The sequence below is a fragment of the Brevibacterium metallidurans genome (assembly GCF_037101285.1).
GTDB classification, from domain to species: Bacteria; Actinomycetota; Actinomycetes; order Actinomycetales; family Brevibacteriaceae; genus Brevibacterium; species Brevibacterium metallidurans.
In genome coordinates, this window is record NZ_BAAAAF010000005.1 from 119,147 (window position 1) to 134,522 (window position 15,376).

The 15,376-nt window shown below is 68.5% G+C and carries 12 protein-coding genes; 6 read left to right on the forward strand and 6 right to left on the reverse strand.

The features are described from left to right. Positions 1-142: 142 nt before the first annotated feature. The 3 genes from AACX88_RS08510 to AACX88_RS08520 all read right to left on the reverse strand — a co-directional run bounded on the left by AACX88_RS08510 (position 143) and on the right by AACX88_RS08520 (position 4,071). Positions 143-1,642: an MFS transporter gene (locus AACX88_RS08510; RefSeq protein ID WP_339392604.1), complete on the reverse strand. Its 1,500-nt coding sequence runs from the start codon at positions 1,640-1,642 to the stop codon at positions 143-145. A gap of 173 nt (positions 1,643-1,815) precedes the next feature. Then, positions 1,816-2,907, reverse strand: coding sequence for a branched-chain amino acid aminotransferase (locus tag AACX88_RS08515; protein WP_339392605.1), 1,092 nt, complete (start codon positions 2,905-2,907; stop codon positions 1,816-1,818). 123 nt (positions 2,908-3,030) lie between these two features. Continuing rightward, positions 3,031-4,071, reverse strand: coding sequence for a 3-isopropylmalate dehydrogenase (locus AACX88_RS08520; protein ID WP_339392606.1), 1,041 nt, complete (start codon positions 4,069-4,071; stop codon positions 3,031-3,033). Between the two features lie 315 nt (positions 4,072-4,386). Between AACX88_RS08520 and AACX88_RS08525 the strand changes: the two genes are divergently transcribed. Together AACX88_RS08525 and AACX88_RS08530 are read left to right on the forward strand one after the other, a co-directional pair. Continuing rightward, positions 4,387-5,238 carry an HpcH/HpaI aldolase/citrate lyase family protein gene (locus tag AACX88_RS08525; protein WP_339392607.1) on the forward strand — a complete coding sequence of 284 codons (852 nt, stop codon included), beginning with the start codon at positions 4,387-4,389 and terminating at the stop codon, positions 5,236-5,238. Positions 5,239-5,312: 74 nt separating this feature from the next. Then, positions 5,313-5,936 (forward strand): phosphatase PAP2 family protein, encoded by a 624-nt coding sequence (locus tag AACX88_RS08530; RefSeq protein ID WP_339392608.1) that lies wholly within the window; start codon positions 5,313-5,315, stop codon positions 5,934-5,936. 9 nt (positions 5,937-5,945) lie between these two features. Here AACX88_RS08530 and AACX88_RS08535 read toward each other — a convergent pair whose 3' ends face one another. The 3 genes from AACX88_RS08535 to AACX88_RS08545 form a co-directional block, all read right to left on the reverse strand. After that, complete coding sequence (locus AACX88_RS08535; protein WP_339392609.1) at positions 5,946-6,518, reverse strand: DUF805 domain-containing protein; 573 nt, start codon at positions 6,516-6,518, stop codon at positions 5,946-5,948. Positions 6,519-6,654: 136 nt separating this feature from the next. After that, a complete protein-coding gene (gene serA, locus AACX88_RS08540) occupies positions 6,655-8,247 on the reverse strand; it encodes a phosphoglycerate dehydrogenase (protein WP_339392610.1) in 1,593 nt (530 codons plus the stop codon). A gap of 147 nt (positions 8,248-8,394) precedes the next feature. After that, positions 8,395-9,777, reverse strand: coding sequence for a GNAT family N-acetyltransferase (locus tag AACX88_RS08545; RefSeq protein ID WP_339392611.1), 1,383 nt, complete (start codon positions 9,775-9,777; stop codon positions 8,395-8,397). Positions 9,778-9,880: 103 nt separating this feature from the next. Here AACX88_RS08545 and AACX88_RS08550 point away from each other — a divergent pair, with 103 nt between their 5' ends. The 4 genes from AACX88_RS08550 (at position 9,881) to AACX88_RS08565 (ending at position 15,359) form a co-directional block, all read left to right on the forward strand. Beyond that, positions 9,881-10,840, forward strand: coding sequence for an ABC transporter permease (locus AACX88_RS08550; protein ID WP_339392612.1), 960 nt, complete (start codon positions 9,881-9,883; stop codon positions 10,838-10,840). Next, on the forward strand, positions 10,837-11,832 hold the full coding sequence (locus tag AACX88_RS08555; RefSeq protein ID WP_339392613.1) for an ABC transporter permease: 996 nt from the start codon (positions 10,837-10,839) through the stop codon (positions 11,830-11,832). Before AACX88_RS08550 ends, AACX88_RS08555 begins: the two co-directional genes overlap by 4 nt. A 91-nt stretch (positions 11,833-11,923) precedes the next feature. Next, positions 11,924-13,594 carry an ABC transporter substrate-binding protein gene (locus tag AACX88_RS08560; RefSeq protein WP_339392614.1) on the forward strand — a complete coding sequence of 557 codons (1,671 nt, stop codon included), beginning with the start codon at positions 11,924-11,926 and terminating at the stop codon, positions 13,592-13,594. A 4-nt stretch (positions 13,595-13,598) separates the two neighbouring features. Then, on the forward strand, positions 13,599-15,359 hold the full coding sequence (locus tag AACX88_RS08565) for a dipeptide ABC transporter ATP-binding protein (RefSeq protein ID WP_339392615.1): 1,761 nt from the start codon (positions 13,599-13,601) through the stop codon (positions 15,357-15,359). Positions 15,360-15,376 lie beyond the last annotated feature (17 nt).

Below are 15,376 nucleotides of genomic sequence, written 5' to 3' on the forward strand. Positions count from 1 at the left end.
GCACTGACACGAGATTCCGAACGCGGTCCTCCGGCGTCGACTGAGACGGATAAACCCTGGTCAGAGTGCCTAAGTGCCGTGCAATGCCGCCGAGAGACCACGCACTGCACGGGGCATCGGACTCCGCCGCCGCACCTGTCCCTCAGGTGAGCTTCTCCCCCGTCGTCTCTCGTGCGAGCACGGCCATGAGCACGACCGCGACGACGACGAGCACCCCGGTGAGCGCGAAGGTCGGCACGAGCCCGAGCACCGGCCACATGTAGGCGCCGAAGACCAAGGGGGCGATGCCGGTGGCGATCCGCGACGCCGCCGACGCCCAGCCGAACCCGGATCCGCGCAGCCGCGTCGGGTAGAGCTCGGAGACATAGGTGTAGAGCGTGGGAATCGCGATCTGGATGACGAAGCCGAAGCCGATGACGCTCGCCTTCGCAGCGAAGCTCAGCTCCGAACCCGAGGCTTCGATGAACACGGCCACGCAGACGAGGAGCACCGCCGAGGCGATCGCAGTGACCCCGAGCACCCACTTCCGGCCGAACCGTTCGACGACGAGTGCGGAGACGATGACGCCGAGGATGCCGACCGCTGTCATCGACCCGGTGACGAGGAACGCCGCCTGATCGCCGAGCCCCTGCTTCTTCAGGATCCCCGGCAGCCATGTCAGTGCCGCGTAGTAGACAAGGAGGACGGAGACGAAGAGCGCCCACGACACCAGCGTCGTCTTCGCCGAGTACTGCCAGAGTTGCACGAGCTGACCGCTGGCAGCCCGCAGCTGCCCATTGACGGAGGTGATGACACCACCAGAGGAACCGACAGAAGTGCTGCCTGCGCCGTCGTGGCCTGAGCCGTCGACCAGATCGTCCCGTGTGCCCTGACCGTCCCCTTCGCCGAGGCTGTCCGCCGTCAGGGGGTCCGCCGAGGCGGGTGCGTCGTGCGTCCATTCGCGCACGTCAGCCCCCGTGCGTTCGACGAGACGGGCGATGATGGCATCCGCCTCGGCGTACCTGCCGACGGAGGCGAGGTAGAGCGGCGACTCGGGGATCCCGAAGCGCACGGCGACCGTGAGCAGGGCTGGGATGATCATGACGAGCATGATGAGCCACCAGTCCCCCATGGTCAGCAGCCAGGCGGAGACGAAGGCGCACAGCGAGGCGCCGATCGGCCACCAGCCGTCCATCGCGGTGAGCACGCGGCCGCGGTGGCGCTTGGGAGTGAACTCCCCGACGAGGGCGTAGTCGACGGGGATGCAGCCGCCCAGCCCGAAACCGGCGAGGAAGCGGAAGATGATGAACCACGTGAACTCGGGCGAGAACGCCCCGGCGACGGTGAAGATCGAGAAGACGAGCAGCGTGAGGGTGAAGGCCTTCTTGCGTCCGATGACGTCGGCGATGCCGCCCCAGATGAACGCGCCGAGGGCCATGCCGATGAGGTTGGCCGTCGCGATCCACGCGGCCTGGCCCAGGCTGAGGTTCCAGTGCTCGCTCAGCAGCGGGATGAGGAACCCGTTGAGAGCGACGTCCCAGGCGTCGAACATGAAGCCGAGGCCGCCGATGATGAAGATCGCACCCTGGGTGTTCCACTTCCACGGCAGGTTGGCGATGACGTCGGACGCGGTGGGCGTCGAGGTCGAAGAGGCTGCAGTCACGAGCACACACTACAACGTTTAACGCACTTCCGCGCAAAAACATTGCTTCTAGCGTAAGTGCAACCGAACAGCAGAATGGTGGGTTCCGCTCGAGAATCGGCGATCGTTCGAGCAGAACCCACCATCGGGGCGGTCGGGGCAACGTCAGCTTCCGGCCACCCGCCCCGCAGACCTCAGGCGAGGCGGACGAGCCAGTTGTGCTTGTCCTCGACCCGGCCGTACTGGATGTCGAGCAGGGCCTTGCGCAGGGCCATCGTCTTCTCCCCCGGGGTGTCCCCGTGGTCGATCGTGAAGTCGTCGGAGACGAGCTTGCTGATCGGGGTGATGACGGCGGCGGTGCCGCACGCGAAGGCCTCGACGATGTCGCCGCTGGCCGCGCCCTCACGCCATTCGTCGATGGTGAGCTGACGCTCGACCGGCTCGAGGCCGAGCTCCGGAGCGAGGTCGAGCAGCGAGCGACGGGTCACGCCGTCGAGGATCGTGTCGCTGAGCGCCGGGGTGAGCAGCTGCCCGTCCTTCGTCACGAGCATGAGGTTCATGCCGCCGAGCTCGTCGATGTACTTGTGCTCCTCGGCGTCGGTGAAGAGCACCTGCTGGCAGTCGTTGTCCGCGGCTTCCTTCTGCGCGAGCAGCGAGGAGGCGTAGTTGCCGCCGCACTTCGCGAAGCCCGTTCCGCCCGAACCCGCACGGTTGAGGCGCTTCGAGAGCCAGATCGACACCGGCTTGATGCCGCCGGCGAAGTACGGTCCGGCCGGCGAGGCGATGACGTAGTAGTCGACCTCATGGCTGGCCCGCACGCCGAGGAACCGCTCCGAGGCGATCATGAACGGACGCAGGTAGAGGCTCGACTCATCGCCGTCCGTGCCCGGCGTCGGAACCCAGGCCTCGTCGGTCGACACGAGGGCCTTCAGCGAGTTGATGAAGTCCTCTTCCGAGATCTGCGGCAGCGCAAGCCGCTCGGCCGAACGGTTGATCCGCGTCGCGTTGCGCTCGGGACGGAACGTCCACACCGAGCCGTCGGCATGACGGTAGGCCTTGAGGCCCTCGAAGATCTCCTGCGCATAGTGGAACACGGCGGCCGCCGGATCGAGCACGAGCGGACCGTAGGGCTTGACCTGGTGCGCCTGCCACCCGTCCTCGTTCGTGTACCGGATGTGCGCCATGTGGTCGGTGAAGTACTGCCCGAAACCGGGATCCTTCTTGATGTCCTCGCGCACCAGCTCGGGCTGCGGCTGGATGTTCTTGAGGATGGCGAATTCAGTCATCAGTGCTCTTTCGACGTGTGTGAGGCGTGACACGTCTCAGGGTAGTCGATCCCCTCCGCCCGCGCGCACCGGGGGTCCGCCTCCCCGACGACTGGGCTTTCCCTCGCCGAGGCGGCCGCCCCCTCACCCCAATCGTGCGGCGATCGCGTCGCCCACCTCGGCGGTGGACCGCTTCGCGTCCCCGCGTTCGGCGAGGTCGGCCTCGACGGCGGCTTCGATCGACTTCGCGACGACGTCGAGTCCGAGGTGCGAGGCCATGAGGGCGCCGGAGAGGATCGAGGCCGTCGGGTCGGCGATCTGCTGGCCCGCGATGTCCGGAGCCGAGCCGTGGATGGGTTCGAAGAGGCTCGGGGCGGTGCCTTCGACGTTGAGGTTGCCCGAGGCGGCCAGCCCGATGCCCCCGGTCACGGCGGCGGCGAGGTCGGTGAGGATGTCGCCGAAGAGGTTGTCGGTGACGATGACGTCGTAGCGCTGCGGATCGGTGACCATGTAGATCGTGCACGCATCCGTGTGCTCGTAGTTGACGGCGACCTCGGGGAACTCCTCGCCGACCTTCTCCACGACCCGGCGCCACAGGTGACCGGCATGGACCATGACGTTGTGCTTGTGGACGTAGGTGAGCTTCTTCCGCCGCGACTGCGCGCGCTCGAAGGCGTCGCGGACGGCGCGCTCGACGCCGTACCACGTATTCACCGAGACCTCGGTCGCGACCTCATGCGGAGTGTCGGTGCGCACGGATCCGCCCATGCCCGTGTACGAACCCTCGGTGCCTTCGCGGACGACGACGAAGTCGATGTCCGGTCGCGCCGCGAGCGGGGATTCGACACCGGCGAACAGCTTCGCCGGCCGGAGGTTGACGGCATGGCCGAGGCCGAAGCGCATCTTGAGGATGACGCCGCGCTCGAGCACCCCGGAGGGCACGCTCGGGTCGCCGCATGCGCCGAAGAAGATCGCGTCGTGGCTGCGCAGCGATTCGAGCTCCTTGTCGGTGAGCGTCTCGCCGGTGGCGTGCCAGCGCTTCGCGCCGACCTCGTAGTCGGTGAGCTCGAGTTCGACGGGTTCCCCGGAGACCTCGATCGCCCGCTGGAGGACCTTGAGCCCTTCGGGGACGACCTCGGTGCCGATTCCATCGCCGGGCATGACCGCAATTGAGAACGTCTTCATGCCGCCAGACTAGAACTCATCTCATCATGCAACTACGCCGTCCTACTATGTGGACACGCGGCGGGGCAGGGCAGGCAGCGTACGCAGGACCTGCGGACCGCCTCGGCGGATCGATGATGCCACACATTGCGACGTGGACAATTTCACGTCCCAATCTTGGACTCCGACTACACAATCCTCGGTCGACCGACGAAAATGGGGGTCAGCCGCCGCGGTCGCTGCGGCCTCGGTCGACCTTCAGCCGCCGCGGTCGCGCTGCCGGTCGATCGCGACCGCTGACTCGCCGACTCACCGCTTCCGAGAGAAAGTCGATCCTTGACAGACACGATCCGCAATCGTCGCGCCGCTTCCCTTCCCGCCAAACTCTCCCGCTCGTGGCTGCTCGTCAATGCGGCGAAGGCGGACATCTTCGCGCGGGCCCAGGCCTCGGAGGCCGATTCGGTGATCTTCGACCTCGAGGCCTCTGTCGCTGAGGACAACAAGCTCGAGGCCCGCGACAACGTCGTGCGCGCCCTCGAATCCGGCATGTCCGCCTGGGTGCGGATCAACAAGATGGAATCGGAGTTCTGGGACGACGACCTCGCCGCCGTCGCCACGCTGCCGGGACTGCGCGGCGTCATGCTGCCCGAGACCGAGCGCCCCGAACAGGTCTCGTACTCCGCGATGCGTGCGAAGGCCGGCCTGCCCGTCATCGCCCTCCTCGAATCCGCCCGCGGGGTGGAGAACGCGACGAAGATCGCCGAGGCGCCCGGCACCTTCCGCCTCGCCTTCGGCACGAACGACTTCCGCAAGGACACCGGCTTCTCCGGCGATCCGATGGCACTGGCCTACGCCCGTTCCCGCCTGACCATCGCCTCGCGCATGGGCGGTCTGCCCGGCGCCATCGACGGCCCTTCGGCCGCCGATGCCAGCGATGAGCAGGTCCGCAAGGACGCCGACGTCACCCACATGATGGGCATGACCGGCAAGCTCGTGCTCAACGTCGACCAGGTCAACGCCCTCAACGAGGCGATGAGCCCGAGCGAGGACGAGCGCACGTGGGCCCGCCAGATGCTCGCCGCCGCCGAGGGCGGGACCGAGATCACCGACGGCTCGTACCTGCCCCGTCTGGCCAGGGCGAAGAAGATCGCCTCCCTTGCCGACACCTACGGTCTCTGGAACGCCTGATCCGCCCGCCCACAGACTCCCCTCGCCCCATCGTCCCCCTTCCCACGTGGACGCTGTGGGCGACCCTGCCCGCGATGGCGGTGGTCCTCGGCTTCGGCCTGTGGCTGCGCCTGAGCGGCACCGCGGGCACCGTCGTCGACGAACGCTGGCTCCACCTCGTCGGCCTCGACGTCGGTTCCGTGCCGTACTGGATCGCCGTCACCCTCGCCGAGGTGGGCGGGGTCAACGGCGCCATGATCTGCACAGGTCTGGCTGCCGCCCTCCTCGTCCTCCTGCGCCGGTTCCGGGCAGCGGTCGTCCTCGTGACGACGATGCTCCTCGGCGTGGCCCTATCCGAGATCATCAAAGCGCTGGTCATGCGGCCGAGACCGCACGACCAGCTCTACGATTCGCTCGGCTTCTCCTACCCTTCGGGGCATGCGATGGGGGCGACGGCGCTCGCGATGGGACTTGCGCTCATCGCGACCCGCGCGCACATGGACCGCAGCGCCGATCCCACCCGGTGGAGATTCCACTGGCCGTTCGCGCTGGCGGCGGTGTGGATCCTGGCGATGATGTGGTCGCGCACGGCCCTCCAGGTCCACTGGCTCACCGACACGATCGCCGGGGTACTGCTCGGGCTCACCGTCGTCGTCCTCGCCGATGCGTTCTGGACGGTCATCGCCGCGCGGACCAGGCTGCCCGCCCTGCGCCGGTAGCTCGGCGGCTCAGTTCCGGACGTCGAAGCGCGCGCCTTCGGGCTTCGAGGCGAAGAACATGAGGACGAGCACGATGAGCGAACCGACGAACGGGATGAGGATGAGGAAGATCATCGGCCCGGGCATGTTCGCGTCGTGGAGGCGGCGCACCGTGACGGCGAGGAAGGGCACGATGACGGCGAGGAAGACGAGGAACAGCAGCACGAGGCCGATGATGATGAGCGTCGCCGCAGGGGCATGGTTCATGATGCCCGGGGACTGTTCGAAGGTGATCGCTTCGCCGTTCGCATCGACGCCGAGCTCGGTGACCTTCGGGTTGGCCGCCGCCCAGGCGGTGCCGATCGAGACGCCGGCGATGACGAGGATGTAGGGAACGAGCGTGAGCACGGCGACGAGCAGGTAGGACCACCAGAACTCGCTGCGCGAGGCGCGACCGGTGAAGGTCGTGTACTTCTTGAAGAACCGTCCGGCAGCCTGCTTGAGGCTCGCGCCCGGCAGCGGCTGGGAGAGGTCGCCGAGGCCGTTGGCGGAACGGCGGGTCGGTGCGGTCGAGGAATGAGGGGACGATGCAGAGTCGGTCATGGGTTCCTTCGTGGTGTGCTCGCAGGCGCGGTGACGCGCACGCACATCACCGGACCGGCGATGGTCTGCGCACGACGATCGTCGTGCGCAGACCATCATAGGCGGTGACCGGCGCCTGAACGGTGACCCGCGCGGCTCAGTCCTCCTGCAGTGAGACCGCAGAGAACGCCGATGCATTGACGGCCCCGGCCACGGTCCGGACGACCTCTTCGGGCACAGCCGAGTCGACGGCCATGACCGAGAGCGCCTCATTGCCTTCGTCCGAGGGCGAGACCTGCATCCCGGCGATGTTGATCTCGTTCGCCCCGAGCGCGAGGCCGAGCTGGCCGATGATGCCGGGACGGTCCTCGTAGCGGAAGATGAGCAGGTTGTCGGTGAGCTCGATCTCGAGGTCGAAGCCGTCGACCTCGGTGAGCTTCTGGACGAGCTTCGGCCCCGTCACGGTGCCCGCGACCGTGATCCGCTGACCGTCGCCGGTCGTCGCGGTCAGGCGGGTGATGTTGCGGAAGGACTCGCAGTACGGATCCGTGGTGAGCTCGACGCCGATCCCCCGCTCCTCGGCGAGCAGCGGGGCGTTGACGTACGAGACCTGGTCGGACACGACGTCCTTGAACAGTCCCTTGAGCGCCGAGAGCTTGAGGACGGAGACGTCCTTGTCCGCGATCTCGCCGTTGACCTCGACCTTGAAGTGCGTGACCGAGGACTCCGCGAGCGCATTGACGACCCGGCCGAGTCGCTCGGCGAGCGGGATGCCGGGACGGACGTCCTCGTGGATCGCGCCGCCGGCGACGTTGACCGCATCGGGCACGAGTTCCCCGGCGAGCGCCTTGCGCACGGACTTCGCGACCGCGACGCCGGCCTTCTCCTGGGCCTCGGCCGTCGAAGCGCCGAGGTGGGGGGTGACGTTGACGGCGTCGAGCTCCATGAGCGTCGAGTGCTCGGGCGGTTCGACGTTCCACACGTCGATACCGGCCCCGCCCACGGTGCCGGCGGCGACCGCCTCGGCGAGGGCCTCCTCATCGATGATGCCGCCGCGGGCGACGTTGACGAAGCGGGCACCGGGCTTGGCCTGCGCGAACTGCTCGGTGCTGATCATGCCGAGGGTCTCCGGCGTCTTGGGCATGTGCACGGTGACGAAGTCGGAGACCGCGAGCAGGCCCGGCAGGTCGAGCACCTCGACGCCCATCTGCGCGGCGCGGGCCTGCGTGATGTAGGGGTCGTAGCCGACCAGGCGCATCCCGAAGGCCTTCGCGCGCTCGGCGACGAGTCCGCCGATGCGGCCGAGGCCGATGATGCCCAGCGTCTTCTCGTAGAGTTCGACGCCGGTGAACTTCGAGCGCTTCCACTCCCCCGCCTTGAGCGAGGAGTTGCCGGCGCCGAAGTAGCGGGCGGAGGCGAGGATGTGGGCCATCGTCAGCTCGGCGGCGGAGATGATGTTCGACGTCGGGGCGTTGACGACCATGACGCCCGCCGAGGTGGCAGCGGGGACGTCGACGTTGTCGAGACCGACGCCGGCGCGGGCGATGACCTTGAGCGACTTCGCGGCCGCGATCGCCTCGGCGTCGACCTGCGTGGCCGAGCGGACGAGGATGGCATCGGCATCGGCGATGGCGGAGAGAAGCTGGGAGCGGTCAGCGCCGTCGGTGTGACGGATCTCGAAGTCGCCTCCGAGTGCGTCGATGGTGGCCGGTGACAGGTTTTCGGCGATGAGCACAATGGGCTTGGGCACTGGTTACTCCTTAGGGATCCGGGACGGGTTCATCCTATGAGAGTGAGTGAAAGCTTTCACAAAGTCTCAGGATCTGGGAACGTCGTCCGGGGGCCGAGAGAGGACGTCGACCGAGGTTGTGCTCCCCGCGCAGTCCCCGCGCGTCCCTCAGAACCCGTTGGGCGAGTACGGCATCCGGCCGAGGCTGAACATTGCGCTCGCCTGCACGGCGGCCCCCGGCGTGTTCTCCTCGATGCGTCCGGCGCGGACGAGGATGACGGGGTCGGCGCCGCCGAAGTAGAGGGAGCCGAGTTCGGCGATGCCGAGGCTGAGGTCGGCCGGCGTCGACTCCGAGGCCGTCTCGACGGTCGCGTTCTCCCCGTCCGCGGTGATCCGGAACTTCCCTCCGGCCAGCTCCTGCGGATCGTCGATCTCGAGCACGAGCTCGCCCGCGACGTACCAGGGCCTGGCCTCGAGTGCGGCCTTGACGTCGAGGACGCGGATCCAGATGTTGTCCTCCGTCGACGTCGTGCGCACCCGCCGGGAGTCCGTGAGCAGCCACGGCAGCGGCGAGTCCTCGGCGGATTCGCCGAACGTCACCCGGCTCGAGAGGTCGATCGCGGCGAGGAACGACCACAGGGAGGCATAGGCCGCATCGGTGGCGGCGACGAAGTCGATGAGCTCGATCGTCGGCGGTTTGACCGACCAGCCGGCGAACTTGTAGGACACATAGCCGTCGGGTTCCCCGTCCTCACCGAAGTGGAGGGCCGCCCGCACCCCGCGGTCGGCCTCCCCGGTCTCCGGGTTGAGGTCGCCGGTGGCGCGTTCGATGTAGGTCTGCTGCCGTTCCATGGCCCCGGGCGAAGTGCGCATGAACTCGCCGTAGATCTTCGGGGCGAGCTCGCGCAGGACGCTCGGCAGGCACATCTCGACCCGCCGGTCGGGTTCGCGGATCATCTGGAAGCCCGGCGAGGTGTCGACCTCGATCGCATGCGACCACGTCGCGACTCCGAAGCCGTACCGGGAGTAGATGCCGCCTTCGGTCGCGGTGAGTGCGGCGAACGGGTAGCCGGCGGCCTTCGCCTCGGCGAGGTCGGTCGTCATCATCGACCGCAGCAGACCCCGCCTGCGGTGCGTGGGCCGCACCGTCACCCACGTGATGAGGTGGGCCGGGACGAGCCGGCCGCCGCCGACGTTGACGAGCTTGTCGAACCACGCGAAGGTCGCCACGGGGATGTCGGCGCCCAGCGCGTACTCGTATTCGCTGTCCGCATAGACCGCGGTGAGGTGCCGGCCGTCGTCGATCGCGCGCTGGACGCGGTTCTTCAGCGCCGCCTCGGTGGACCGGGAGTCGTGGAAGCCGACGCTCGTCGAGGCGAAGTAGCCCTTCGTCCGCTCGTCCGGTTCGCCGGTCGAGGCGTCGAAGGCGGGGGTGAAGCTCTCGAAGCGGTAGTTCGTCACAATGTCGCCTTCCTCGTCGACCGGCCTGCCGTTCCCTGCCTGCGACTCTAGCACCGGCGCGCTGACCTGGACCTTGTCACGGAACTTCATGACTTTGCACAGAGGACGATCAGGCGCATAATTGTTGAGCAGTTCGGCGATCCCGGACGCACGCCCACCGCCCGTCCGAGCGACCACGAATCGAAGGACCACGATGACGACAGCCCCACCCGGCCGCAGCCGCCGCGCAGACGGCGTGTGGTCGCGGCTCAAGCGCTCCCGGCCGGCGATGATCGGCCTCGGACTCGTCGTCGTCTTCGTCCTCCTCGCGGTCCTCGCCCCGGTGTTCGCGGCCCTCACCGGCAACAGCCCGTACGCCTACAACCCCGAGCTGCTCGGCCCCGACACGGCTCCCGCGGGACCGCTGGGCGGGATGAGTGCTCAGCACTGGTTCGGGGTCGAACCGCGCACGGGACGCGACCTCTTCGCGATCGTCAGCTACGGCGCGCAGGTCTCCCTGCTCATCGGCCTCGCCGCGACCGTCGTCTCCGTCATCGTCGGCGTGGCGATCGGACTCATCGCCGGCTTCTACGGTCACCTCGCCGACCGGCTGCTGTCCCGGCTGACCGACATCGTCTTCGGCTTCCCGTTCCTCATCTTCGCGATCGCGCTCTCGGCGACGGTGCCCGCGAGCTTCCCGCGCCCGCTCCTGCTCATCCTCGTCATCGGGTTCTTCGGCTGGCCGCCGGTGGCCCGCGTCGTGCGCAGCGAGACCCTGTCCCTGCGCGAACGCGGCTTCGTCCGGGCCGCGGCCGCCCAGGGCACCGGCAGCGCGCGCATCATCGTCCGGGAGATCCTGCCGAACATCGTCGCCACCGTCATCGTCTTCACGACCGTCTCGATCCCCGGCAAGATCGGCGCCGAGGCGGCCCTGTCCTTTCTCGGCGTCGGCGTCTCCCCGCCCACGCCCTCGTGGGGTCGGTCGATCTCCGACGCGATCTCCTGGGTCCAGGTCGACCCGATGTACCTCATCTTCCCCGGCATGGCGCTCTTCCTCGTCACGCTCGGGTTCAACATGTTCGGCGACGGCCTCCGCGACGCCCTCGACCCCGCCGAGAACCGCACGGGTGAGGCCGCCCGGATCGACCCCATGAGCGCGGGAGGTCAGCCGTGAAGCTGCGTTTCATCGTCTCCCGGATCCTCGGGGCGATCGTCGTCCTCATCCTCATCGCCGCCGCCTGCTTCGCGATCTTCTACCTCATGCCCACCAACCCCGCCCAGCTCTCATGCGGCAAGCCCTGCTCCCCGGAGCGCCTCGCCGAGGTGGAGCGCTACCTCGGCGTCGACCAGGCCTGGTGGAAGCAGCTCGGAGACTTCCTCGCCGGCATCATCGGCGGGCGCACCTTCGGTGAGGGCGCCACCGCCATCCACTGCAACGCGCCGTGCTTCGGGTACTCGTTCCGGCTGCGCGACTCGGTCACCGATCTCATCATCCAGCGTCTGCCGGTGACGCTCTCGCTCACCCTCGGCGCCGCGGTGCTCTGGGCGATCGGCGGCATCGCCGCGGGCCTCATCGCCGCACTCAAGCGGGGCACGTTCACCGACTCCGCGGTCATGGGGGCGGCGATCACGGGGATCTCGGCCCCGACGTACCTGCTCGGCCTCCTCGGCGTGCTCCTCTTCGGCTTCACCCTCAACGTCCTGCCGATCGGCGGGTACGTCCCGCTCACGGAGAATCCGGCGCTGTGGGCCTTCCACCTCATCCTGCCGTGGGTGGTGCTCGCGATCGCCAACGGGGCGATCTACGCCCGGCTCACGCGGGGGCAGATGCTCGAGGTGCTCAGCCAGGACTACATCCGCACGGCCCGGGCGAAGGGCCTGAGCGAGACCGTCGTCGTCGGCAAGCACGGGCTGCGCAACCTGGTCGTGCCCCTGACGACGCTGTTCGCGATCGACATCGGCGGTCTGCTGGGCGGGGCGGTGATCACGGAGAAGGTCTTCGCCCTCGGCGGGGTGGGCACGCTGCTGCTCGAATCCGTCTCCGCCCTCGACATCCAGGTCATCGTCGGGGTCACGCTCTTCGCCGCGGCCGTCGTCATCATCGCCAACCTCCTCGCTGACCTGAGCTATTCGCTCCTCGACCCGCGGATCGGGGCCGCACGATGAGACGCCCGATTCGACGCGCCCCCGACCGGCGCCGATGTCCGCGCCCCCAGCCTCCGACCACCTCAGACCTCACTCCACGCAAAGGACCATCATGAAACGCATCGGCCTCGCCGCCGCAACACTCGCCCTCGGCCTCGTCCTCACCGGATGCAACGCCAACCCGGGGCTGAACGACGACTCGCAGGGCAACACGCTGGGCGAGACGACGAAGGGCGGCACGCTCAACATCTTCTCCGAGGACCCCGACATCGACTTCGACCCCGGCAAGAGCCAGGGCCTGGCGATCACCTCGCTCTCCCTCGTCCACCGGCGTCTGACGACGTGGGACATCCAGCCGGACAAGCCCGGCAAGGTCGTGCCCGACCTCGCCACGGACACCGGCAGGGTCAGCGACGACGGGAAGACGTGGACGTTCACGCTCAAGGACGGACTGAAGTACGAGACCGGTGATCCGATCACGACGAAGGACATCAAGTACGGCATCGAACGCTCCTTCTCCACCGAACTCTCCGGCGGCCTGAGCTATCACAAGGGGCTCCTCGAAGGCGGTGCCGAATACCAGGGACCGTTCAAGGGCGAGGACCTCAAGTCGATCGAGACCCCGGACGACAAGACGATCGTCTTCCGCCTCAACTCGTCCTTCGGCGACTTCCCGTGGATCGTCTCGATGCCGGCCTTCTCCCCCGTCCCCGAGGACAAGGACGACCCGAGCAGGTACGGTCTCGACCCGATCGCCTCGGGCCCGTACAAGGTCGAATCGAACCGCTCGGGCGCCGAGGCGGTGCTCACCCGCAACGACCAGTGGAACCAGGACACGGATCCTGTGCGCACCGCCGGACCCGACTCCGTCGTGTTCAAGCTCGGGCAGGACGCCTCGGTGACCTCGCAGGCGCTCATCTCGGATTCCGGGGATGCGAAGAACGGCTTCTCCGCCAGCTTCGTCCCCGCCTCCCAGCTCGCGCAGGTCCAGGGCGACCCGAACGCGAAGTCGAGGCTCGTGACCTCGGGTCCCGGTGCGCTCGCGTACCTGGCGATGAACACGCAGCGCGGGGCGCTCAAGGACGTCAAGGTCCGGCAGGCAATCAACTACGCCGTGGACAAGAACACGTTCCGCATCGCTGGTGGCGGGGAGATCTCCGGTGACTTCGCGACCACGCTCATCACCCCGGGCATCCCCGGCCGCGTCGACTACGACCTCTACCCGGCCGAACCCGCAGGCGACGTCGAGAAGGCGAAGTCACTGCTCAAGGAGTCCGGGGCCGACCTCGGCACGCTCACCCTGCTCACGCAGAACTCCGCGACCTTCGTCGCCCAGGCCGAGGCCATCCAGCAGGGACTGAAACGCGCCGGCATCGACGTGAAGATCAAGTCCGTGGACTCGAACACGTACTCCGCCGACGCCACGGACGACCAGGGCGACTACGATCTCGCGCTCGGGTCCTGGCAGCCGGACTTCCCCTCGGCCAACGGCAACATCCAGCCGCTCTTCGACTCCTCGCAGATCGGCGGCGGGAATTACAACATCTCCCGCTACTCGAACAAGGACGTCGACGCCCTCATCAGGAAGGCGACAGAGACCGTCGACCCGGCCGAGGCGCAGAAGGTGTGGGCCGAGGCGGACAGGCGGATCATGGAGGACGCTCCCGTCGTGCCGCTGACGTACAACAGGAACTCGTTCCTCCACGGCTCGAACGTCGAGAACTTCATCATCGGCGAGTTCCCGGCCTACCCGGTGTACTTCAAGGCCTCCCTGAAGGGCTGAGTCGATGAGCGAGCCGATCCCCGCGCTCAGTTACCGGGACTACTCGGTGGCGTTCGGCGCGCGCCAGGTCACCCGGGAGGTCTCCTTCGACCTCGTCCCCGGTTCGATCCTCGCGCTCGTCGGCGAGTCGGGGTCGGGGAAGTCCGTCACCGCGCTCGCCCCGCTCGGTCTCGTCCCCGGGGCGAGCCAGGCGGGGTCGGTGCTCCTGCGCGATCCGGTCGGTCCCACCCCGGCCGGGGGCGCGATCGAGCTCGTCGGCCTCGACGCCGAGGCGCTGCGGCCGATCCGCGGGGAGCGGATCGGCGTGGTGTTCCAGGAGCCGATGAGTGCGTTCAACCCGATGTTCCGCATCGGCCGTCAGATCGCCGAGGCGGTCCGTGCGCATGCCGCGAGCGCTGGGTCCTCGGGCCGGTCGGCGGGGTCATCTGGCGGGTCGGGGTCGTCCTCCGACATCCGGGAGCGGGTGCTCGCGCAGCTGCGCACCGTGGGGCTGAGCGATCCCGAGCAGATCGCCCGCGCCTACCCGCACGAGCTCTCCGGCGGTCAGCTCCAGCGGGCGATGATCGCGCTTGCGACGATCAACGACCCGCAGGTCCTCATCGCCGACGAACCGACCACCGCCCTCGACGTCACCGTCCAGACCGGCATCCTCGACCTCCTCCTGGCTCAGGCGCAGGCCGGGCAGGCGGTCCTCCTCATCACCCACGACATGGGCGTCGTCGCCGACATCGCCGACCGCGTCGCCGTGATGAAGGACGGCCGCATCGTCGAGACCGGTTCGGTCACGGAGGTCTTCGACCACCCGAGCACCGAGTACACTCGTCAGCTCCTCGCCGCCGTCCCCCGGCTCTCGGCCGTCGTCGACCGCGGTGGGCCCGCTCCCGCCGAGGCGGACGCCGGGTCCTCGGGTGACGCCGGGTCCCGCGCCGGCGCGGAGTCGACCACCGGCTCGGAACCGGTCCCGGCGGCCGAACTCCGGAACGCCACGGTCGTCCACCGCACCTCGGGCCGGCAGGTCGTCGCCCTCGACGATGTCAGCCTGAGCATCCCGGCGGGCACGATCATGGGCCTCGTCGGTGAGTCCGGGTCGGGGAAGTCGACGATCGCGAACGTTCTCACCGGCGGTCAGGCGCTGACCTCGGGTGAGGCGTTCGTCGCCGGAACTCGGGTGTCGACGCGGTCGAACCGGCGGCAGCGGAGACTGCGCGCCGAGGTCGGGGTCGTCTTCCAGGACCCGCGCGGTTCGCTCAATCCGCGGCGCTCGGTCGGCAGCCAGATCGCCGAACCCCTGCGCGTCCACACCGACCTTCCCACCCGGGAGATCGAGGCCCGGGTGCGCACCCTGCTCGAGGACGTCCAGCTGCCCGCCGACTTCGCCGAGCGTTACCCGCATGAGCTCTCAGGCGGCCAGCGCCAGCGGGTGGCGATCGCCCGGGCGCTCGTCCTCGACCCCAAGCTGCTCATCGCCGACGAACCGACCTCGGCCCTCGACGTCTCCGTCCAGCGCGGGGTCCTCCGTCTGCTCGCCGACCTCCATGAGGCGCACGACTTCGCGTGCCTGTTCATCAGCCACGACCTCGCTGTCGTCGAACAGCTCGCGAGCAGCGTCGTCGTCCTCCGGGACGGGCGCATCGTCGAAGAGGGCTCGAGTCTCACGGTGCTCACCGACCCCCGGCAGGCCTACACCCGGGAGCTCATCGAGTCCGCCCCCGTGCCCGACCCGCGGATCCAGGCGGCCAGGCGGGCGGCGCGGCTCGCGGCTTAGGAGCCGGCGGCCGGCGC

What these genes read in the sequence shown, in the direction of transcription:
- AACX88_RS08535 (WP_339392609.1), bottom strand. Translation starts at nt 6,518, where the DNA reads ATGACCGACTCTGCATCGTCCCCTCATTCCTCGACCGCACCGACCCGC.
- AACX88_RS08565 (WP_339392615.1), top strand. Translation starts at nt 13,599, where the DNA reads ATGAGCGAGCCGATCCCCGCGCTCAGTTACCGGGACTACTCGGTGGCG.
- AACX88_RS08550 (WP_339392612.1), top strand. Translation starts at nt 9,881, where the DNA reads ATGACGACAGCCCCACCCGGCCGCAGCCGCCGCGCAGACGGCGTGTGG.
- AACX88_RS08515 (WP_339392605.1), bottom strand. Translation starts at nt 2,907, where the DNA reads ATGACTGAATTCGCCATCCTCAAGAACATCCAGCCGCAGCCCGAGCTG.
- AACX88_RS08545 (WP_339392611.1), bottom strand. Translation starts at nt 9,777, where the DNA reads ATGAAGTTCCGTGACAAGGTCCAGGTCAGCGCGCCGGTGCTAGAGTCG.
- AACX88_RS08560 (WP_339392614.1), top strand. Translation starts at nt 11,924, where the DNA reads ATGAAACGCATCGGCCTCGCCGCCGCAACACTCGCCCTCGGCCTCGTC.
- AACX88_RS08520 (WP_339392606.1), bottom strand. Translation starts at nt 4,071, where the DNA reads ATGAAGACGTTCTCAATTGCGGTCATGCCCGGCGATGGAATCGGCACC.
- AACX88_RS08530 (WP_339392608.1), top strand. Translation starts at nt 5,313, where the DNA reads ATGGCGGTGGTCCTCGGCTTCGGCCTGTGGCTGCGCCTGAGCGGCACC.